We start from the raw sequence: 21,044 nt of genomic DNA on the forward strand, positions 1-21,044 counted from the left end.
AATATCAGCCTTTAAAAACATCATTGATACATTTGCCATCTCATCTTTATATTATCTCATTTTTTGATCTTTTTTTTCATAGCCATATTTTACCTACCTATAGGATGAAGGTTGATGACGATCATATAAATTAGATTGCTTGAATATTAATTGGAGATTAAAAATAAATTTTCAAATAAAAAAGAGGCGAATCAATCGCCTCTTTTTTAAATTTCCAGTTTTGAATTAGAAATTATATTTAGCCATCAAACCTACACGGTTATCTTTAAATGATTGGCCAGCAAATGTGTCGCGCTTACCATTCACATATTCAACACCCAAGTCAATCGGTGCAGCCGGTGAATAAATAAAGTTGATCCACGCTTGTTGCACTTTTTCATTCGCATTGGTAGTCAATGCAGATTTAGCATATTTAGTGTCATCATCTGCAAAATGTGCACCATAAGCTAGTGTTGAACGCAATTTAGGTGAAATTTTATAGGTTGCACCAACTTGAACAGCGGTAAATTCATTTTGCTCAATATTATTACCATCAAGTACATAAGCTGAATTAGCACCGTATAAATAGTTACTATTGCCCTGAGAATAAGAAACATCACTATTTAACTTCAACTGCTCAGTTACTGCATAAGATGCACCAGCCGCCAAGCCCCAAGCCACTGCACTGTCATCTGCAGATTTATAATTTTCCACTAAAGCACGGGCAGATGCGTTCCCTTTACCATCAGCAAAACCTTGCACCAATTTAGCTGTTAAGTTAGGTACGCTATATTTAATAGTATCACCTGTAGCCGAACTATCGCCTTCTTCAGCTGAAACAAAAAGTTGAGTTTGCGGAGCAAGTTTAAAATTGTAACGCACCTGTGGAACACGCGCTGTACCGCCGCCAATGTTAGTCGCAAAATCAATCATTTCAGGCGCATGATTTGACAAGAAGTTCGAAGTGGTTTGACCGAATAACCAGTCATTATAAGTTAAATAGGCATGGCGAAGACGTAAGTTTTCAGACTTGTTATTGTCACTGCTTGCAAAGTCAACTTCTACCTTACCACCCACTTTAGCATCACCAACAGGTGCATTGAAATCAAGACCTATACGTGTAGCTTTTGCTGTAGCACGCAATTTGTCTTGAGTTGCGCCGGTTGAAGTATGAGCACTGCCGAAGTCATTGTCTGCACCTTCAATAATGTAGTTCGCATCACCGCGGACAAAACCGTATAGGTTTACATTTGCACCGGCTTTGGTTTTAAAGCCTGTTGCCGGAGTTTCAGGTTTTGCTGCTGGTGCTGCGGCAAGTTGTACAGGTTGTGCCTTAACTTGCTCAATTTGAGTTTGTTGCTGTTGTTGAACTTGCTGTTGCTGTTGAATTAAAGATTTTAATGCTTCTACTTCTTTACGTAAGTCTTGAATTTGTTTTTGTTCAGCCTGACCTGCGTGTGCGGTACTGACCATGACCGCAGTGACTGCCAATGCTAAACCTTTAGCAATAAATTTACCGTTACGTAATTGACTCATTCTCAAAATCTCCGATTTGTTAAATATTCGCATCCATGCACTCAGTGATCTTTAAAAATGCTATAAATTGATGAAAGAAAATATCATTCAAAAATTAATAAGCTTAAAAATCATTGCATTCTCAGCTTATGAGACAGTAAAAAATTAAAATTTTATAAAATTACAATATGTGGAAATCACATATCTTGGTAAATCTAGCAAGTTCTCATTGATTTTAAAATCAACTTTCTTAAATAATGATTGAAAAGTAATCTTATTTTTGAGATGGTTTTTTACATATAATCTACATATTCAATTACTTATACACAAAAAATATCAAATTTATCACATTCCTATTCGACTAATGTATATAGTCAATTCTTGCTCAAAACTCATTTCAAAAGGAATTTTTATAAATTTGCAACAGGTTCAGCATGTCGCTCATGCCATTAGCTCACGTTATTCAGTACGTGCTTTTTTAAACAAAGCCGTTGATGTGCAAATCATTAGGGATATTTTAACTGTAGCGAGCCGCGCGCCTTCAGGCACCAATACTCAACTCTGGAAAGTCTATGTCGTTAGCGGCAAGAAACGCGATGAAATGGTGCAGCGTTTGCAAAGCACAAACCGAACTTATGCAGCAACCGGAACTGGCGCAGCAGTATCAGGAAACATTTGCCTATTACCCGGAAAAATGGATTTCGGCCTTTATCGACCGCCGTCGTGAAAATGGCTGGGGTTTATATGGCTTATTGAACATTCAAAAGGGTGAAAAAGAAAAAATGGCGCGTCAGCAGCTGCGCAATTTTCAACTTTTTGATGCACCGGTTGGGCTATATTTCACTATCAATAAAGCTATGGGCATTGGTTCAAAAATGGACATTGCCATGATGATTCAAAACGTGATGATCGCTGCCAAGGCTCGTGGTCTGGATACCTGTCCGCAAGCAGCATGGAACCATTTCCATCCCATCGTACTGGATGTGCTGAATGCACCTGAAGATGAAGAACTGGTCTGTACCCTTGCACTCGGTTATGCCGATCCTGATGATATTGTGAATACTTTTATTACACCGCGTATTATGGTTGATGAATTCACGGTTTTTATGGATCAATAAACCGTTTTAAAGAAAAAGAGACCTTAGAGGTCTCTTTTGGGTTTAGCTCATATCATCTTCACGTAGATTCATGTTGTGCCTGATTTAAACTGAGTTTCATAATCGTAAGCAGGGTAATCGCAACAAAAAGCAACATGACAATGCTCATATTCAACAGCGAACTCCAGATCAGAAAATTTAACAGGATTCCACCGAGCAAGCCACAGGCAAACTGCATACTGCCCATAATTGCACTGGCGGTTCCCGCGCGTGCGCCCTGCTCCGACATGGCCAGGGCCATCGCATTGGGGCCGGTAAAACCAATACCTGAAACCGCCAAAAACATGCCTGTAAAGACTAGCCATAATGGACTAGTCGCCATTAACCCTGAAACCAATAAAATAGTGGCACCGATCAGCTGCAATATGCCGCCCATTTTCAGCCGGTGCATGACAGAAAAACGCTGCGCCAACCGTTTGTTTAAAGTGGACAGCAGCATAATGCCAAAGGCATTGAGTCCAAAAGCATAACCGAATTGCTGCTGGGTTAAGCCATAATCATCCATCAGCACTGCAGCTGATGAACTGATATAGCAGAATAAAATCCCGCCCGAAAAGCAGCCTGCCAGCATTGGCCATTTAAAACTCGGGTCTCTACAAATAGTGATATATAGGCGCAAGACCTGGCCACTATTTAACTTTAAACGGCGTTCATGCGGCAAACTTTCTTTAAAGAAAAAGTGTACACACAGCAAACAGACCAGCCCCACCACAGCCAAAATGACAAACACCGCCTGCCAGGAAAAGAACTTCAATATCATTGCACCCAAGCTTGGTGCAATAATGGGTGCAATCCCCATCACAATCATCATGCTGGCAAAGGCCTGCGCAGATGCCTGCATATCCAGACGGTCACGAATGGCAGCCCGGGCAATGACCACCCCGACACAGCCACCAACTGCCTGTACAATACGGGCTGCAATCAGGCTCCACTCATTGCTGACAAAAACACACAACAGGCTGGCCAGTACATATAAGGTTAAACCCAGATACAGCGGTGCTTTACGTCCAATTCGGTCACTCAGCGGGCCATAAATCAGCTGTCCTAAAGCCAGACCCAGAAAATAAGCCGGTAAAGTATTGGCCACCATTTGCGTACTCACGCCAAAATCCTGTGCCATTTGTGGCAAGGCAGGCAAGTACATATCAATAGAAAGCGGACCCAAGGAAGTCAGCAAGGCCAGCAGCATAATCCATGCCGTTGAATAGGGTTGTGTAGATTGCTGTACAGACATATTGATATTTAATTTTTAAATGTAGGCTTTGCAGACAAGCTTACACTGTACATAGTATTATTTCCCAGTCATGAGAGTGAAAAATCACATAATTTCACTGCATGCTGCAAAATCATTTGTGGATTAGGACATAACTTGAAATCTTGGCTGACGCGCCTTAAACAAGCGACTTATAACACGACATTTATGTATAACCTGCGCATGATTATTGCATTCGCGGGGACTGCCTTTGTGCCTTATTTTATGGGACAGCAACTTGCCACCATTCCCCTGACCCTAGGTGTAGTCGCTGCCGGTTTAAGTGATATTGATGACCGTTTTTCGGTACGCATCATGAACCTGATTTATACCTACATCGGCTTCTTTATTACCGCTGTCTCGATTTATTTTTTATTTCCTCATCCCATTTTATTTGCCATCGGGCTGATCGTGTCATGCATCGGCTGGATTTTACTGGGCTCACTCGGTCGTCGCTACGCCACCATTTCTTATGGCTGTCTGGTCATCTCGGTCTACTCGATGCTGGGCGTTGGACTGTTTGATCACTGGTATACGCAAGCGGGACTCCTGGTGATTGGTGCAATGTGGTATGGGCTGATTTCTACCATCAGCTTTTTACTCTTTCCGGTTCGTCAGGTTCAGGACAAACTCTCCCAGTGCTACTCGTCACTCGGTGATTTTCTGTTTGCCAAATCCAACCTGTTCGATGTCGACATGACCCCAAACAGTTATCAGCAAAGCATGATTGAGCTGTCTTTGGAAAATGGCAAGCTGGTCGGTATTTTCAACGAGATGAAAACGGCTCTGTTAACCCGTTTAAAAGGTGACCGTGGACAAAAAGATACCCGTCGCAGCCTGCAATATTATTTTGTGGCTCAGGATATTCATGAACGCGCAGATTCAGCGCATATTGATTATCAAAAACTGGTTAAAATTTTTGAACATAGTGATATTTTGTTTCGCTTTCAACGGATTCTCTCTATTCAGGCCAAGGCCTGCAAAGATTTAAGCCAGAGCATTTTGCAGCGTGAAACCTATCAGCATAACAAACGCTTTAAACATGCCTTTGCCAATTTAAAACTGTCTTTGGAAAAACTTCGTGCCGAGCAGCAATATGATCAGGTCTGGGTCAATGCGCTGTTTTCGCTGTATCAAAATTTAAAGTCAATTGATGCTCAACTGCGTAACGTAGAAACTGAACGGCATATCAAGTTCGATAAAAGCAAACATATTGAAAACCAGCTGAAAGATGATGACTTAAAAGGCTGGGATGATATTGTCATCCGGATCAAGCAACATTTAACCCCAGAGTCGGTACTGTTTAGACATGCCATTCGTGTCTCTATCGTTTTGCTGATTGGCTATATTTTTGTTCAAGTGACCAATATTGAATATGGCTACTGGATTTTACTGACCGCCCTGTTTGTCAGCCAGCCCAACTTTAACGCCACCAAACGCCGCCTGCGTTTACGGATTGTCGGCACTTTAGTCGGTATTATTTTTGGTTATGCCATTTTGTACTTCGTCCCTTCTATCGAAGGTCAATTATTACTGCTGATTTTAAGCGGGGTGCTGTTCTTCGAATTACGTAGTAAACAATATGCCCAAGCCACTGCCTTTATTACTATTTTGGCGTTAATTAATTTTAACCTCGATGGAATGGGCTTTGCCGCAGCCCTGCCGCGCATGATTGATACCTTGATTGGTTGTGCCTTGGCCTGGTTTGGGGTGAGCTTTATTTTCCCCGACTGGAAATTCCGCCGTTTACCCCGCACGATCCGACGTTCACTCTCCACCCAATGTGAATATTTAGCCGAAGTGATTGAACAATACAAAAATGGACGCAATAACGGCTTGAAATATCGTGTAGTGCGTCGTGCTGCCCATAATAATGATGCTGACGTTGCCTCACTTATTTCAACCTTGGCAACAGAACCGGATTTTGATCCGACACAAAAAAGTCTGGCTTTTGAATTCCTGTGTCTGAACCATACCCTGCTCAGCTATATTGCCGCACTGGGTGCACATCGCGAGAAGATTAAAGATCAGGAAGTTTTGCAGCTATTAGACAAAGCTTTAGAGGATATTCGCGGTGCGCTATTAAACGATGAAGTTCCTGACCTGACTGCACAAAATATGCTGAATACTATTCGTCAACGCTTAAGCCAAAATAATGAAGATGATCATAAATCGCTGATCGTTTTGCAGCAATTATCGTTGATGTTAAGTATTCTGAGTCAACTCAGTCGTTTAAAGCAAAGTTTAAGCCATGACCGTGATGAAAAAGCCACTGAATTAGCCTCATTATAAACAGGGTCTGTGGACAATTCGTCTATGTTTGCGACAATGCATATTTTTTAGCTGATATGAGGCACGGAGTAGGAAATTTAGTCATTCTAAATGACGACTTCGTAACGACATAACAGCAAAAAATATGCTCGTCCCGAGCTGCGCCTTGCGCTGCAAACAAAGCAATGCTTTGTTATTGCTCAGGCTGTGGTTAAAATTATCTCAAATTTCGTTATGAAACTTGAAAATAGTCTCGCTATTCTCTTCGTTTCATTCTTGCGACGTATACGTCTCATGCTCAATTTTAGCCTACAGCGCAAGCCATTTATGAAATGCCCACAGCCCCTAGCATGATTTTGGAACAATATACTCACTGAATTGGTATAAATAATGCTAAACTTTTTACAGTTCTAAATTTGTTAATTCATTATGACCGCGAAAAATTTATACGCTTATACCCTACAGCCTGTGAACTATGAAATTTCCGAGGCTGAACAACGTCAAGCTCAACTGGCTATCTGGCGTAGCACCAATAAAATTGGCACCAAAGCATGGTTGATCATGGCAGCTGTTGCCATTCTTTCCATTGCCGGCATCATCTTGCTGAAAAATTATTCCACTATTTTTTGCTGGGTGGCTTTGGTCTGTGTTGTAGCCTATCTGCTCATCCGTAAATTCGGCTTGGAATGGTATGTAAAACGCAAAATGAATGAATTTCCGGTTCAGGAAATTAAAGGCATTCGTTTGGGCGTACAACCACACGGTCTGATCATGCGTCAACAAATGGGCGGACAAGAAGGTGTGGGCGCAATTGGCTGGAAAGATGTGTATGAATGGTATAACACGCCTGACTTTATGTTGATTAACTTTAAGGTCAAAGGTCAGCAAGGTGCTTATATTCTGCCAAAACGTATGGATTCAAAGAACTTTTCTTTCAATACCATTCGCAAGCACCTGACTGAAACAGTGGGCGAAGCTAAACAGATCTAAGCCCTGCTGTAATTGAAAATATTTGCATAAAAAGCCTCCAAATCTTTGGGGGTTTTTTAATAAAAATAAATATAGATGAGAATGAATATTAATCGCAAAAATACACACTCTCTTCAAGAAGTTCAGCTATAATTCGCACTCCTTCTGTTTCTCTTGTGCTTCTTTTTTCGGCTATGTTAAAAAAAACCTTTTTTCAGATCCACTGGTTCCTCGGGATTACCGCCGGCTTAATTCTCTCGATTATGGGCGTTACCGGTGCCATCTATTCTTACGACCAACCCATTCAAAAATGGCTGAATCCACAGAGTTATACGGTACAGGCTGAAAATCGCGACAAATTAACCCCTGCCGAACTGTATCAGCATTTCCAGGTGACTGATCCAGAGATGAAAATTAACAGCATCACTGTAGCCAAAGACCCGACAGCATCTTCAAGCATTAATATTGTCAAAGAAGGTGCACGTAAGGGTTATAGCATGATGATTAACCCCTACACTGCCGAAGTTTTACCTGAAATTAAAGGCCGGGAATTCTTCCAGTTTGTGCAACAATTGCACCGTAATTTAACGGTAGGCCCTGTAGGTAAACAGATTACTGGCGCATGTACCTTAATGCTGCTGTTCTTTGTGTTGAGCGGTCTATATCTGCGCTGGCCAAAAAAGCATTCTTTTAAACAGTGGTTGATGCTTAAGCCTCAGCTCAAAGGCCGTAATTTCCTTTGGGACTTGCATGCCGTGGTTGGCACCTGGGTCGTGGTTTTCTTCCTGATTATTGCCTGTACAGGCTTGACCTGGTCTTATGGCTGGTGGCGTAGCGGCCTGTATACCGTGATGGGTGTCGAACAGCCGCAAAGCAAGGGAGAAGCTGAAGGACCACGTACTGGTGAAGGACGCGGCAATCGTGAAGGTGCAGGCGAAAAAACACGTAATGCTCAATCAGGTAGCACTGAAAAAACTGCACCTGCGAATGATCATGCACAAGCAGGCGAACATCAGCGCGGTGAAAAGCATGAGAAGAAAGGTTTAAGCCCGGAACAAATCAATCTGGCTCTCAGCCAAAGCTGGAACGGCTTTAATGCACAAGTGGGTCGTGATTATTCAAGTATTACCCTGAATGTTCCAAAAAAGGCCAATGGTGAACTTGAAATTAGCTTTGTCGATGCCATTCCCCAACATGAACGTGCACGCAACAAAGCCACATTTGACTATAAAGCTTCCACCATTAAAGACATGGAAATTTATGAAGATAAAAAGTTAAATGAAAAAATCATGAGCAGTATGCTTCCGGTACACCGTGGCAGTTTCTTTGGTCCGGTATACCAGTTCCTGGCAATGCTCGCTGCTCTGGCAATGCCATTATTCTTTGTCACCGGCTGGATGCTTTATCTGAAACGTCGTAAGCAAAAGCAACTGACTCAAGCAGCACGTAATAGCTTAACGGCGGTCAATATTGATGCCAATGCCAAACCTTGGCTGATTGTCTATGCCTCACAAACCGGTATTTCAGAACAACTGGCCTGGCGTACTGCAACCAGCTTGCAGCAGGCACAGCAACCGGTCAGCGTGAAAGCCATGCAACAGTTAAGCTTGGATGAATTAAAAAATACGCAGCAAGTGCTGTTTGTAGCCAGTACTTATGGCACAGGTGAAGCACCGGATTTAGCCTCAGGCTTTGCCAAAAAAATGCGTTCCGCTCAACTGGATTTGAGTCATCTGCACTATGCCGTGCTGGCATTAGGATCTAGCGAGTATCCAGATACATTCTGTAGTTTTGGTCATGAAATTGATGCTTGGTTAAAGCAAAATGGCGCACAGCAATTGTTTGCCACCATTGAGGTGGATAATGCCAATAATCAGCAAATTCAGGCATGGAATGATGCCTTAGCCAAAGTGACTCAACTTGAATTACAGGCCATGAACATCGAAAAAACTTTCGATAGCTGGACACTCACAAAACGCGATCTGCTTAATCCAAACAGTTTAGGTGCGCCCGCCTTTAATATTGAATTTAAACCAAGTCATCAAGTGAACTGGCAAGCCGGTGATATTGCCGAAATTCAGCCAGGTAACAGTGCTGAGCGTATTTCCAACTTTATGCAACAGCATCAAATTCAGCAAAATACTCCGGTAGATTCTTTAAAGATCACTATTGAACAGGCTTTATGGGATAAAGATTTAACTGTAAAAGTTGAAGCTTTTGCCAATATGGAGGATTTGCTGCGACAGCTGAATACTCTACCTTCGCGTGAATATTCAATTGCCAGTATTCCTTCACAGCAAGTGCTGCGTTTAGTGGTGCGCCAACAGTCCGATGATCAAGGTCAATTGGGTCTGGGGTCAGGCTGGCTTACTCAGCATGCCCCATTAAATAGCGAGATTGCACTGCGTATCCGCAACAATCCATCCTTCCACCTGATTGATGACAACCGTCCCGTAATCTGTATTGGTAACGGTACCGGTCTTGCCGGATTGATGAGTTTGTTACATGCACGTACCCGTCAGGACTACACACAAAACTGGTTGATTTTTGGCGAACGCCAACGTGAACATGACTTCTTCTATCAAAGCACAATTGAAGCATGGCAAACAACAGGCATGCTACAACGTCTCGATTTAGCCTTCTCACGTGATCAGGCAGAAAAAATCTATGTGCATCATAAATTGCGTGAACAGGCGCAAGAACTAAAAGCCTGGATAAACAATGGTGCAGTGATTTACGTATGCGGTAGCATCAATGGTATGGCCAGCGATGTAGATCAGGCCTTAATCGACATTCTGAGTGAAACTACAGTTGACCAGCTACGCCAGGATGGCCGTTATCGTCGTGATGTCTACTAATTAAATGTTATAAAAAACCGGGTCTCAGTACCCGGTTTTTTATACCTTAGATTAGCATTTGAAGTGCAACACCATGTTGTTGGCATAATACCTGACTCGGACTTTTAAATCCGAGTCTTTTTCTTGGACGTTGATTTAAACGTTGAGTGATTTCTGCAATATATTCATCTGTATAGTCATTTAAGTCACTTCCTTTTCGAATATATTGTCTGATTAAACCATTGGTATTTTCATTTGTTCCCCTCTGCCAAGCACTATAAGGATCCGCAAAATACCAATCCAAATTCAACGACTGAGCAATATGCTCATGTAGGCTGAACTCTTTGCCATTATCCGCTGTAATTGTTTTTAGTTGATCTTTGACTGGGGAAAGCAAACTGATTGTTGCTTTGGATACTTCTTCTGCCTTTCGTGTGTTGCATTTTCTTAGCCAAAGATAACCCGTCTTCCGATCTACAATTGAAACCAAGGATTGCTGATGGTTTTTACCAACAATCGTATCAATTTCAAGGTCACCAAACCGAGATCGATGTTCAATCTCTAGCGGTCTATCATGAATACTTCTGCGGTTACAGAGCTGACCACGGGTTTCAGTGGAGCCGTATTTTCGCTTCCTTTGATTTCTGAAACGTAAGTTGTGGAAAAGCAAACCTTCTTTACTTTTATCCTGTCGTACAAATCTATAAATGGAATGCAAACTCACGGCTACATGCGAAGCGATTTGTTCGGGGCTCCACTGTAGATTAAGGTAACCAATCACAATTGACCAAATGTCTGAAGGGATTCTTTTGGGATTTGGGCAATGCCTTGCTTGAGCAAGCTTGTTTGCATGTTTGGCGAAATATCCATTTCTTGCTTTATTCCGACTGATTTCTCTAGAAATAGTTGAAGGAGATCGATTCAACCGCCAAGCAATATAACGAATAGAAAAATCTTCACGTAATAAGGCAAATATCTGATATCTTTCGTCTTGAGTAAGATGAGTATAGTTCATGATGCAACTTTGACTTTGGTCGGTCGGAAGCAAAATGCTAACTCATCTTACTTCCTTCCAAGAATTTAATCTCTGTTGCACTTCATTTAAGAATCTAAGTTATTAAATAAAACTTTACAATTTGATTGTTATTTAAACCAAAACTGGATTTTTTTTAACCAATTGAATCAATTGTGAAGAAAAAAGTTAGATTGAATACACTAATCGATGCAAAATAGCCCCCGGTTCATATTTCATGAATATTTTTTATATGATTCATTCCCACGCTCCCCGTAACATGCCGATGTGATATCGACAGTGTTATAGCAGCTTTTTTTATTAAAAATTTGATTTTAAGGGCTTAGCATGAAAAAGATTAGGATTAGTCTTGCTTGGCAAATCGTCATTGCGCTCATTTTAGGTGTGCTTGTAGGCTCTTTTCTACATTATTCTCCCGAATATCGTGAAACTCTGATTAATAATCTGCTGAGTCCTTTGGGCGCAATCTTTATTAATTTGATCAAGATGATCGTTATTCCGCTTGTAGTTTCAATGCTTATTTTGGGTATTGCCAATGCAAGTCACGGTCAAAATGTGGGTAAACTCGGTTTTAAAACCATTGTTTATTTTGAAGTCATCACCACCGTTGCCATTCTGGTCGGTCTATTTGCAGCCAATGTGTTCCAGCCGGGCGCCGGTATTGATATGTCGAGTTTGACGCAAACTGACATTTCTCAATATCAGCAAACCACACAGGAAGTGAGTAGCCATTCTCATGGTCTGGTGAATACCATTTTATCTTTGATCCCTTCCAATATTTTTGGATCACTGACTGATGGACATATGCTACCAATCATCTTCTTCTCGGTGATTTTTGGTGTAGGTTTAGGCTCTTTAGCTAAAGAAACCAAGAAACCGCTCATTGATGTGTTGCATGCGATTTCTGAAACCATGTTCAAAGTGACGCACATGATCATGCTTTTTGCACCATTCGGTGTATTCGGCTTGATTGCGGCTACCGTTGCGAACTTTGGCTTTGCTTCACTGCTTCCGTTAGTGAAACTGGCTCTATTGGTTTACGGCGCTATTTTCTTCTTCATTTTTGTTATTTTAGGACTTGTCGCTAAATTCTGTGGTTTCAGTATTTGGGAAATTATTAAAATTCTAAAAGATGAGCTGATTCTGTCTTATTCAACTGCAAGTTCCGAGACAGTATTACCGCGCCTGATGGAAAAAATGGAAGCCTATGGTGCACCAAAATCTATTACCAGTTTTGTGATTCCAATCGGTTATTCATTTAATCTGGATGGTTCGACACTTTATCAAAGTATTGCAGCAATTTTTATTGCGCAGCTTTACGGTATTGATTTAACCATTACTCAGCAAATCATTCTGGTTTTAACCTTGATGATTACCTCTAAAGGTATTGCAGGCGTTCCGGGTGTATCTTTCGTTGTATTGTTAGCAACCTTGGGCAGTGTAGGTATTCCGCTTGAAGGCTTGGCATTTATTGCCGGTATTGACCGTATTTTAGATATGGCACGTACTGTATTGAATGTAATTGGTAACTCATTGGCTGTTCTTGTGATCAGTAAATGGGAAGGTAAATTTGATACTGAAAAGCAAAAAGATTATCAAATTGAAATGAAAGAAGCTGCATAGTCTATAAAATCAAAAAAGGAAGCTTCGGCTTCCTTTTTTATTAGGAATCAAACGAATTCCAACCAAGTTAAGTTCCAAAAATTTTCCTTATATTTAGTTTTCAATTGAAAACTAAAACAAAAAAGATAATACTGATTAAATATTAATCAAAAAATAAACTACAAAAGGAAGATAAATGGAAAATTTTATAAATAAGCTTCAAAGCCATATTGAACATGTTAAACGTGTTGGGGAACACTGCTCTACTGAGGAAACAACTAAACAAGCATTAATTTTACCGCTCTTAGATATTCTTGGTTTTAGTCCTTACGATCCAACCAAAGTATTAGCAGAATTTGCTGCTGACTTTCCGGGAGTCAAATCAACAGAAAGAGTTGATTATGCTTTATATTGCAATGGGCAACCTGTGATGTTTATTGAAGCAAAACCGTATGTAGCAAATCTAACCAATCATGCCCCGCAATTATCCCGTTATTTTAATAGCAGTTTAGGCGTTACCATTGGAGCAATTACCAATGGTAAAGAATGGCGTTTTTTTACTGATTTAATTAATCCTAATGTCATGGATGAAAAACCATTTCTAACTGTTGATTTTATGAAACATAAAGCGGAAGAGTTAGTACAGTTAGCCGAATTTAAACATGATAATTTCCACGTGGAAAAATTACGTTTCTTTGCAGAAGAAAATCAATACATCCAACAATTTAAAGCAGTAATTAAAAAAAGTATTAATGAAATTGATCTAGATTTTGTTCGTTATGTCGCACAGCAAGCAAATATTCAGCGTCAATTAAACACTAAATTTTTAGAAACGATTCAACCCTTTGTAAAGCAAGCTGTAGAGCAAGCCATCAGTGATACAGTTGTAAAAGGGTTATCATCTCCAACGATTATTACAGCTCAAACAATTGAACCAAAACCAGAGCAAAATGCTGAACAACCCATCGATAACGGATTTAAAGATATTGTTAATTCTGACAACGACAAAATTATTACTACAAAGGATGAGCAAGAACTCTTTCGTATAGTAAGTGAACTTTTCCCTGAATCAGATTTAGCAACCAGAGATACAGAAAGCTATTATTCGGTCTTATACCAAAACAAAAACAATCGTTGGTTATTTAGATACGATATAAATCGAAAACGACCTACAATTCAATTTAATATAAATATTGATGATCAGCGGAAATTAGAGTTATTACGTGCAGGACTAGAAGTATTAACTAATGGACAAGTTTATTTAGATAAACCAGAACATATTTATAGAGCTGTAGGCATCCTCAAAGATTGTCTGGATTACTGTAGTAATGATGATAATTTTAAAAGAAATGCTGCTTCTTAATTTTAAAGTCATAAAAAAAGAGCGCCTAAGCGCTCTTTTTCTTTCTACAAAAACTTATTCTGCGTCAGAATCTCTTAAATCCGATTCACTATCAGCTTCGTCAGCAATGGTTTCATCATCCACCAAAGTTTCAGAATCAATTAAAGCTTCAGAAGCAACGACTTCTTCGCCTTCTGCTGCTTCAATAAACTCATCTTCTTCTACAGCTTCAACCGAAACCACGCCTACAAGCAACTCTTCGTTACCTAAACGGATTAAGCGAACACCTTGTGCATTACGACCTGTGGTAGCAACTTCTGAAGCACGGGTACGAACCATCGTACCACCATCAGAAATCAACATCAGCTCTTTGCTTTCATCAATGGAGACTGCACCGACCAATTCACCGTTACGTTCAGATGTTTTAATTGCAATCACACCTTTACCACCACGTTTTTTGGTTGGGAATTCGCCCACCGGGGTACGTTTACCGTAACCGTTGGCACATGCACATAACACTTCGCCAGTTTCCGGTACAACCACCAACGAAACGATACGGCTGATCAATGCTGAATCTGAACCATCTTCATCATCAGTCTCTACATCAGCTTCGTCGTTTTCTTCCAGTTGTGCTGCTGCACCGATGGTGACACGCATACCGCGTACACCTTTCGCTGAACGACCCATTGAACGGACATCAGTTTCTGCGAAGCGAATCGCTTTACCTTCGTTCGAGAACAACATGATTTGCTGTTCGCCATCGGTAATTGCCACACCAATCAAGGTATCGTCGCCATTCAATTCAATCGCACGTAAACCGTTTGAACGCACATTCGAGAACTGTTCAAGCTCTACACGTTTAATCGTACCGTACTCAGTCGCCATAAATACATAGAAGTTTTTGCGTACCGCTTCAGCTTGCTGTGCAAAGTCATTGATGATGTCATCATCCAGATCAGTGCTCGACAACTCTAAACCAAGCTGTTTCAACTGAATACGTAATGCGTCCGACAGGTCATCTGCACCATCTTCCAGTTCAGCAAGCGCTGCTTCCAGTTCAACATAATGTGAATTGATAATTTCATTTTCTTGAAGTTTCGCAGCATTGGCTTTCACAAATGCCTTGAAATCAACCAGACGATCTTTAAATTTCTTCGGTGCATCAATGACCGGAAGAATCGCTGTAATGGTTTCGTTTGCGTCAAGCGGCAACAGGTTCACCATTGGGCGACCTTTGGCACCACGCGATGCTTGCGGTACTTCAAATACTTTCAGACGATATACTTTACCGACATCGGTGAAGCATAGAACCGTTGCGTGGTTCGATGTCACAATCAGATGCTGGATATAATCATCTTCTTTCATCGAAGTTGCAGACTTACCACGACCACCACGACGCTGTGCAGCGTAGTCAGAAAGTGGCTGGGTTTTCGCATAGCCTGTTTTAGAAACGGTTAATACAACTTGTTCTTCTGGAATCAAATCTTCACGCGAGAAGTCGATACGTGATTCAACAATTGCGGTACGACGTGCATCGCCATACTGTTGCAGAATCAAGGCTAACTCTTCACGAATAACATTCATCAACAAATTGAAGTCATTTAAAATTGCAGTAAGTTCAGCAATTTGACCCAAGATTTCAGAATATTCAGCATGTAACTTGTCTTGTTCAAGACCGGTTAAGCGGTGTAAACGCAATTCAAGAATTGCACCGACCTGTGCCGGAGATAAACGGTAAATATTGCCATTTAAACCGAATGGACGACTTGGATCTTCACCTTCAATCTCGTCTGGACGTACAGAAACTGAACCTGCTTTCTCCAACAACGCAACTACGCCACCCGCAGCCCACTCACCTGCCTGTAAACGCTCACGCGCTTCACCTGGGTTCGCAGATGTCTTGATGGTTTCAATAATCGCATCAATGTTGGCAAGTGCAACCGTCAAACCTTCCAAGATATGACCACGTTCACGCGCTTTGCGCAGTTCGAACATGGTACGACGTGTCACCACTTCTTGACGGTGACGAATGAAGGCAGCAATGATGTCTTTCAGGTTCATCAACTTCGGCTGGCCATTGTCCAGGCAGACCATGTTGATGCTGAATGAATTCTCTAATTGGGTATTCAGGAACAGGTTATTGACAATCACTTCAGCGTTTTCGCCACGCTTCAGGTCAATTGCAATACGCATGCCGTCTTTGTCAGACTCATCACGAAGTTCAGAAATACCTTCCAGTTTTTTCTCTTTCACCAACTCGGCAATACGTTCAATGGTTTTTGCCTTGTTGACCTGATAAGGAATTTCAGTAAATACGATGGTGCTACGGCCAGATTTCTGATCTTCTTCAATATGGTATTTACCACGGATATGCAGACGGCCTTTACCGGTACGGTAAGCATCTACAATGCCGGATTTACCATAAATAATACCGCCGGTAGGGAAATCTGGACCAGAGATGTGCTCCATCAACCCTTCAATGCTGATATTGGGATTATTTGCATAAGCCAGACACGCATTCACAACTTCAGTCATGTTATGCGGTGCCATATTGGTTGCCATACCGACTGCAATACCGGTTACACCGTTAATCAGCAAGTTAGGAACACGTGTAGGCATGACTTGTGGAATTCGTTCAGAACCGTCGTAGTTGTCTTCCCACTCGACTGTGTCTTTTTCCAGATCAGCCAAAAGTTCATGGGTGAGCTTACGCATACGGACTTCGGTATAACGCATTGCTGCTGCGCTATCACCATCGACAGAACCGAAGTTACCTTGACCATCCACCAATTGATAACGCAAGCTAAAGTCTTGCGCCATACGAACAATGGTCTCATAAACAGCAGAGTCACCATGCGGGTGATATTTACCGATCACGTCACCGACTACACGGGCTGACTTTTTGTATGCTTTATTGTAGTCGTTGCCCAATTCGTGCATAGCGAAAAGCACACGACGATGAACAGGCTTTAAGCCATCTCTCACGTCAGGTAATGCACGAGAAACAATAACGCTCATGGCATAGTCGAGATATGAGCTTTTGAGTTCATCCTCAATGGCAATCGGTCGGATTTCCGATACGCTCATGCATACTCCTTATTACAAACAGCTGTTGCTAAAACTGTTCGTTTTATATAATCAATCTAGCAAAAAATTAACCCAAAATAAGCTGAGTTAAAGTCTAAATACAGCCGTAAATTATAGCATAAATTCTGTGGTTTTTGTGCCATATCACGCATGTTAATCCTGTTAATTTTCTATAATTTATCGTTTATTTTTTCAGCACTTTCATTTATCGGAATTTTATGTGATTTAGTTCATTTTATTTAGCATTCAATAGTCAATTTTAACCCTAAATTCTCAAGCTATTTATTCAGTTAAAATTGGGTTTTTGCCTTGAAAAAAATATAAATCGATTAAATCTACCCCACCATAGCTCTGTCCAAATGCATTAAACCTGAATCACCTTGTACCACCATAAAAGATGAACATTCGTTTGCTGCCCCTGAAATGCTATCTCTTGAGTCGGAATGGCCACATTTACACCCTGAAAATGGATGAGCTACAAACCATCCAGGCATAAAAAAACGCTCCTGAGCAAAGCAGTAAAGCGTTGCTTTAACTGCTTGCGCAAGAGCGTTTTTTGAAGCATGTAGTGCTGAATTAGATTTTAGAAACCAATTCTGGAACTACAGTGTTCAAATCACCAACTAACCAATAGTCAGCAACTGCATTGATTGGCGCTTCTTCATCTTTGTTGATCGCAACGATCACTTTAGATTCTTTCATACCCGCCAAATGCTGGATCGCACCAGAAATACCTACAGCGATGTATAGGTCAGGCGCAACGATTTTACCAGTTTGACCCACTTGCATGTCGTTAGGAACGAAGCCAGCGTCAACTGCAGCACGTGAAGCACCTTGTGCAGCGCCAAGTTTGTCTGCCAATGGATCAAGTACAGTGTGATAGTTTTCACCTGAACCCACACCACGACCACCAGAAACTACGATGCGTGCAGCTGTTAATTCTGGACGTTCAGATTTAACAATTTCTTCTGAAACGAATTTAGAGATACCAGCGTCACCAGTAGAAGCAGCAGCTTCAACAGCAGCAGAACCACCCTCAGCAGCAACAGCGTCAAATGCAGTACCACGAACAGTCGCAACAACGATAGACTCACCAGATTCTACAGTTGCAATTGCGTTACCTGCATAGATTGGACGTTTGAAAGTTTTAGGGCTTTCAACAGCAATGATGTCAGTGATCATGCTTACGTCTAACAGTGCAGCAGCACGTGGAAGCACGTTTTTACCATTCGTTGTAGAAGCAGCAAGGATATGTGTATAACCTTTACCCAATTCAGCAACTAATTTAGCCACGTTTTCAGCCAATTGGTTTGCATAAGCAGCATCGTCAGCAAGCAATACTTTGCTTACACCCGCAACTTTAGCCGCTTGGTCAGCAACTGCCTGAGCGCCAGAACCAGCAACTAATACAGTGATATCACCACCAATTTTTTGAGCTGCAGCAACAACGTTTAAAGTTGCACCATTAAGTGCTTTGTTGTCGTGCTCAGCGATAACTAAAATACTCATGATTTTATCCTTCTGTATTAGATCACTTTCGCTTCGTTTTTAAGTTTTTCAACAAGCTCATCTACAGATTTCACTTGTACGCCAGCTTTACGTTCAGCAGGAGCTTCAACTTTAACTGTTTTAAGCTTAGTTGCAGGATTCACGCCGAAGTCAGCAGGAGACTTAGTATCAAGCGGTTTTTTACGCGCTTTCATGATGTTTGGAAGAGCAGCATAACGAGGCTCGTTCAAACGTAAGTCAGTCGTGATGATTGCAGGAAGTGCAAGCTCAACAGTTTGTAAACCACCGTCGATTTCACGAGTCACTTGTACTTTGTCGCCGTCAACTTTCACTTCAGAAGCGAATGTACCTTGACCTGCGCCAAGTAGAGCGCCAAGCATCTGACCCACCTGGTTAGAGTCGTCATCAATAGCTTGTTTACCAAGAAGGATTAATTGTGGTTGTTCAGCGTCAACAACACCTTTCAGGATTTTAGCAACTTCCAAAGCACCTAGTTGGCTTTCGTCAGCTTCAACCAAGATACCGCGGTCAGCGCCAAGTGCCATAGCAGAACGAATTTGTTCTTGAGCTTCTTTAGGGCCAATAGAAACAACAACGATTTCTGAAACAGTTCCTTTTTCTTTTAAGCGAACCGCTTCTTCCACTGCGATTTCACAGAATGGGTTAATTGACATTTTAACGTTAGTAAGGTCAACCCCACTATTGTCCGGTTTAACGCGAACTTTAACGTTGGCATCAACCACACGTTTTACAGCAACAAGAGCCTTCATGTAATCCTCGGCTGTTTTAGCAAATGTAAATGTTGAGAAAAGTTATAATAACTCTTCACTTAAATTTTTTTAGGTGCCCTATCTTGCAATGTGTACGGCATTTCGGTCAAGTCACAATTATCGAAAGAGCAGTAAAAATGCGTAATTTTCCTTGAACTTGGCGTTCATATTTTTCCCTCATGTCTTTATTAAGATGAAATTCCTAAATATTTATTTATTTTTTAAGCATTGATTTTTATTATGTTTTTATCTGATTAACTTCATCAAAAGTTCTGATTTAATACTTATTTTCGATTAACATCTAACTCATCTAACATGCGTCGAGTCTAGAAGCATCTCAGCAATAAATTGTCATTTAAGATAGATTCCGCTCATTTTTTCGGCCAAACCGCACTAAAATCGATCGCTTTTTTAAGTTAAAGGTGTAACAAATTAATTTTAATTTAAAAATCCAGTGTTCAATAAAAAAGCATGTCCTTACAACATGCTTTTTTAGAGCTATTAATTAATGATCAGCCAGGTTGCAGCCAGCATTAACAAGCCACCTGAACCGCCATCAATCCACTTTTGTTTACGTTCATCTATATGGGTTTTTTGGGTAATTTTGGCAAACAGCACACTCAAGCCGCAATACACCACAAAGATCAGCCCAATAAAAATAAAAGACAAAATTAACCCTTGGCTCACCGTATCCCTGGCTTTATCAATAAACTGCGGCAAAATTGCAAAATAGATCAGCATGCCTTTGGGGTTTAATAACGCAGTAAAGAAACCTTTTTTGATCGGGTTGGAAGATGATTTTTTCTCGATGGTTAATTTATTTTGACTAAACACCGACTTGATCAGACTAAAAGCCAAATACAGTAAATAGGCAATCCCCAGCCAGCGAATGGTTTCAAACAATAGCGGGAAAGATACAATAATGGCGGCAATACCGAGTGCCACTAAAATGGAATGCACCAGATAACCCAAACATACTCCGACTGTGGCCATCATGCCTGCTTTTGCATCTTTACCCATCACTTGTGACAAGATAAACAGCATATCTGGTCCAGGGGTGAAAATAAGCGGGATAACCGTTAAGGCGAACAGTGCAAATACAGACATTTCCTTTTCCCTTTCCATGTCTTGAAAGTGAAAATTAGTATCGAATAAATAGTACAAAATAGGATTTCAAATATTCTATAATTATGATTATTTTTCGAATTATATTCTAATTTATGAAACTATCTTCTAAATCTGTTTCAGTAAAGCTGGACCGTATTGATAAAAATATCATTCAGGCTTTGCAAAACAATGGCCGGATGCAAAATAACGATCTGGCCCGTGAAATTGGACTCTCGCCTTCTTCCTGTCTGCGTCGGGTGAAACTGCTCGAAGAAGCAGGCGTAATTCAGAATTACACCACCGTCGTGGATCCGCAAAAAATTGGCTTGCAGCTGATTTTGTTTTCACGAATCTGGTTAACTGGACAGGATGCAGAAACCATTGATAGCTTCATTGAAGCCATGAAGGAACTTCCTCAGGTTATGGAGTGCTATATTATTTTGGGGGAATGTGATGCGATGTTAAAAGTGGTGGTTCCGGATCTGGAAAGTTACCGTAAATTTCAGTCGGCGCATCTGACCAAGAAAAACGGCATTACCAGTGTAAAAACGGATTTACCCAGTCAAATTATTAAACAGAGTTTTCAATTACCGCTCGATGACCTTTAGAGATAT

The 21,044-nt window shown here is 41.0% G+C and carries 13 protein-coding genes and 1 pseudogene; 7 read left to right on the plus strand and 7 right to left on the minus strand.

Annotated features, from left to right (window positions below; all coding sequences use genetic code 11):
- Positions 1-225: 225 nt before the first annotated feature.
- Entirely contained in the window at positions 226-1,515 is a 1,290-nt protein-coding gene (locus B9T26_RS08540; protein WP_086199284.1) for a DcaP family trimeric outer membrane transporter, read from the minus strand.
- A 391-nt stretch (positions 1,516-1,906) separates the two neighbouring features.
- Between B9T26_RS08540 and B9T26_RS08545 the strand changes: the two are divergent.
- A pseudogene (locus B9T26_RS08545) lies at positions 1,907-2,612 on the plus strand (nitroreductase).
- 58 nt (positions 2,613-2,670) lie between these two features.
- Here B9T26_RS08545 and B9T26_RS08550 read toward each other — a convergent pair.
- Positions 2,671-3,885 (minus strand): multidrug effflux MFS transporter, encoded by a 1,215-nt coding sequence (locus B9T26_RS08550; RefSeq protein ID WP_086199285.1) that lies wholly within the window; start codon positions 3,883-3,885, stop codon positions 2,671-2,673.
- Between the two features lie 135 nt (positions 3,886-4,020).
- Between B9T26_RS08550 and yccS the strand changes: the two genes are divergently transcribed.
- The 3 genes from yccS to B9T26_RS08565 all read left to right on the plus strand — a co-directional run bounded on the left by yccS (position 4,021) and on the right by B9T26_RS08565 (position 10,001).
- Complete coding sequence (gene yccS, locus B9T26_RS08555; protein ID WP_086199286.1) at positions 4,021-6,195, plus strand: YccS family putative transporter; 2,175 nt, start codon at positions 4,021-4,023, stop codon at positions 6,193-6,195.
- A 408-nt stretch (positions 6,196-6,603) separates the two neighbouring features.
- Positions 6,604-7,164 carry a YcxB family protein gene (locus B9T26_RS08560; protein WP_086199287.1) on the plus strand — a complete coding sequence of 187 codons (561 nt, stop codon included), beginning with the start codon at positions 6,604-6,606 and terminating at the stop codon, positions 7,162-7,164.
- 173 nt (positions 7,165-7,337) lie between these two features.
- Positions 7,338-10,001, plus strand: coding sequence for a PepSY domain-containing protein (locus B9T26_RS08565; protein ID WP_086199288.1), 2,664 nt, complete (start codon positions 7,338-7,340; stop codon positions 9,999-10,001).
- 46 nt (positions 10,002-10,047) lie between these two features.
- Here B9T26_RS08565 and B9T26_RS08570 read toward each other — a convergent pair whose 3' ends face one another.
- On the minus strand, positions 10,048-10,995 hold the full coding sequence (locus B9T26_RS08570) for an IS30 family transposase (RefSeq protein ID WP_143223010.1): 948 nt from the start codon (positions 10,993-10,995) through the stop codon (positions 10,048-10,050).
- Between the two features lie 345 nt (positions 10,996-11,340).
- On the opposite strand from B9T26_RS08570, the gene gltP reads away from it, so the two are divergent.
- Both gltP and B9T26_RS08580 read left to right on the plus strand, forming a co-directional pair.
- Positions 11,341-12,636, plus strand: coding sequence for a glutamate/aspartate:proton symporter GltP (gltP, locus tag B9T26_RS08575; RefSeq protein WP_086199289.1), 1,296 nt, complete (start codon positions 11,341-11,343; stop codon positions 12,634-12,636).
- 175 nt (positions 12,637-12,811) lie between these two features.
- Positions 12,812-13,978: a type I restriction endonuclease gene (locus tag B9T26_RS08580; protein WP_086199290.1), complete on the plus strand. Its 1,167-nt coding sequence runs from the start codon at positions 12,812-12,814 to the stop codon at positions 13,976-13,978.
- A gap of 54 nt (positions 13,979-14,032) precedes the next feature.
- Here B9T26_RS08580 and gyrA read toward each other — a convergent pair whose 3' ends face one another.
- The 4 genes from gyrA to B9T26_RS08600 form a co-directional block, all read right to left on the minus strand.
- Entirely contained in the window at positions 14,033-17,044 is a 3,012-nt protein-coding gene (gyrA, locus tag B9T26_RS08585) for a DNA gyrase subunit A (RefSeq protein ID WP_086199291.1), read from the minus strand.
- A gap of 576 nt (positions 17,045-17,620) precedes the next feature.
- Positions 17,621-18,553, minus strand: coding sequence for an electron transfer flavoprotein subunit alpha/FixB family protein (locus tag B9T26_RS08590; RefSeq protein ID WP_086199292.1), 933 nt, complete (start codon positions 18,551-18,553; stop codon positions 17,621-17,623).
- A gap of 17 nt (positions 18,554-18,570) precedes the next feature.
- On the minus strand, positions 18,571-19,323 hold the full coding sequence (locus B9T26_RS08595) for an electron transfer flavoprotein subunit beta/FixA family protein (RefSeq protein ID WP_086199293.1): 753 nt from the start codon (positions 19,321-19,323) through the stop codon (positions 18,571-18,573).
- A 501-nt stretch (positions 19,324-19,824) separates the two neighbouring features.
- Positions 19,825-20,430 carry a LysE family translocator gene (locus B9T26_RS08600; protein WP_086199294.1) on the minus strand — a complete coding sequence of 202 codons (606 nt, stop codon included), beginning with the start codon at positions 20,428-20,430 and terminating at the stop codon, positions 19,825-19,827.
- 113 nt (positions 20,431-20,543) lie between these two features.
- Here B9T26_RS08600 and B9T26_RS08605 point away from each other — a divergent pair, with 113 nt between their 5' ends.
- Entirely contained in the window at positions 20,544-21,038 is a 495-nt protein-coding gene (locus B9T26_RS08605; RefSeq protein ID WP_086199295.1) for an Lrp/AsnC family transcriptional regulator, read from the plus strand.
- Positions 21,039-21,044: the final 6 nt, after the last annotated feature.

This window comes from Acinetobacter sp. ANC 4169 (genome assembly GCF_002135355.1).
Taxonomy (GTDB): Bacteria; Pseudomonadota; Gammaproteobacteria; order Pseudomonadales; family Moraxellaceae; genus Acinetobacter.

Bases quoted from the DNA above. Each gene is read 5' to 3' on its own strand.
- B9T26_RS08540 (WP_086199284.1), bottom strand. From the start codon at position 1,515: ATGAGTCAATTACGTAACGGTAAATTTATTGCTAAAGGTTTAGCATTG.
- B9T26_RS08550 (WP_086199285.1), bottom strand. From the start codon at position 3,885: ATGTCTGTACAGCAATCTACACAACCCTATTCAACGGCATGGATTATG.
- B9T26_RS08560 (WP_086199287.1), top strand. From the start codon at position 6,604: ATGACCGCGAAAAATTTATACGCTTATACCCTACAGCCTGTGAACTAT.
- B9T26_RS08565 (WP_086199288.1), top strand. From the start codon at position 7,338: ATGTTAAAAAAAACCTTTTTTCAGATCCACTGGTTCCTCGGGATTACC.
- B9T26_RS08570 (WP_143223010.1), bottom strand. From the start codon at position 10,995: ATGAACTATACTCATCTTACTCAAGACGAAAGATATCAGATATTTGCC.
- gltP (WP_086199289.1), top strand. From the start codon at position 11,341: ATGAAAAAGATTAGGATTAGTCTTGCTTGGCAAATCGTCATTGCGCTC.
- B9T26_RS08580 (WP_086199290.1), top strand. From the start codon at position 12,812: ATGGAAAATTTTATAAATAAGCTTCAAAGCCATATTGAACATGTTAAA.
- gyrA (WP_086199291.1), bottom strand. From the start codon at position 17,044: ATGAGCGTATCGGAAATCCGACCGATTGCCATTGAGGATGAACTCAAA.
- B9T26_RS08590 (WP_086199292.1), bottom strand. From the start codon at position 18,553: ATGAGTATTTTAGTTATCGCTGAGCACGACAACAAAGCACTTAATGGT.
- B9T26_RS08595 (WP_086199293.1), bottom strand. From the start codon at position 19,323: ATGAAGGCTCTTGTTGCTGTAAAACGTGTGGTTGATGCCAACGTTAAA.
- B9T26_RS08600 (WP_086199294.1), bottom strand. From the start codon at position 20,430: ATGTCTGTATTTGCACTGTTCGCCTTAACGGTTATCCCGCTTATTTTC.
- B9T26_RS08605 (WP_086199295.1), top strand. From the start codon at position 20,544: ATGAAACTATCTTCTAAATCTGTTTCAGTAAAGCTGGACCGTATTGAT.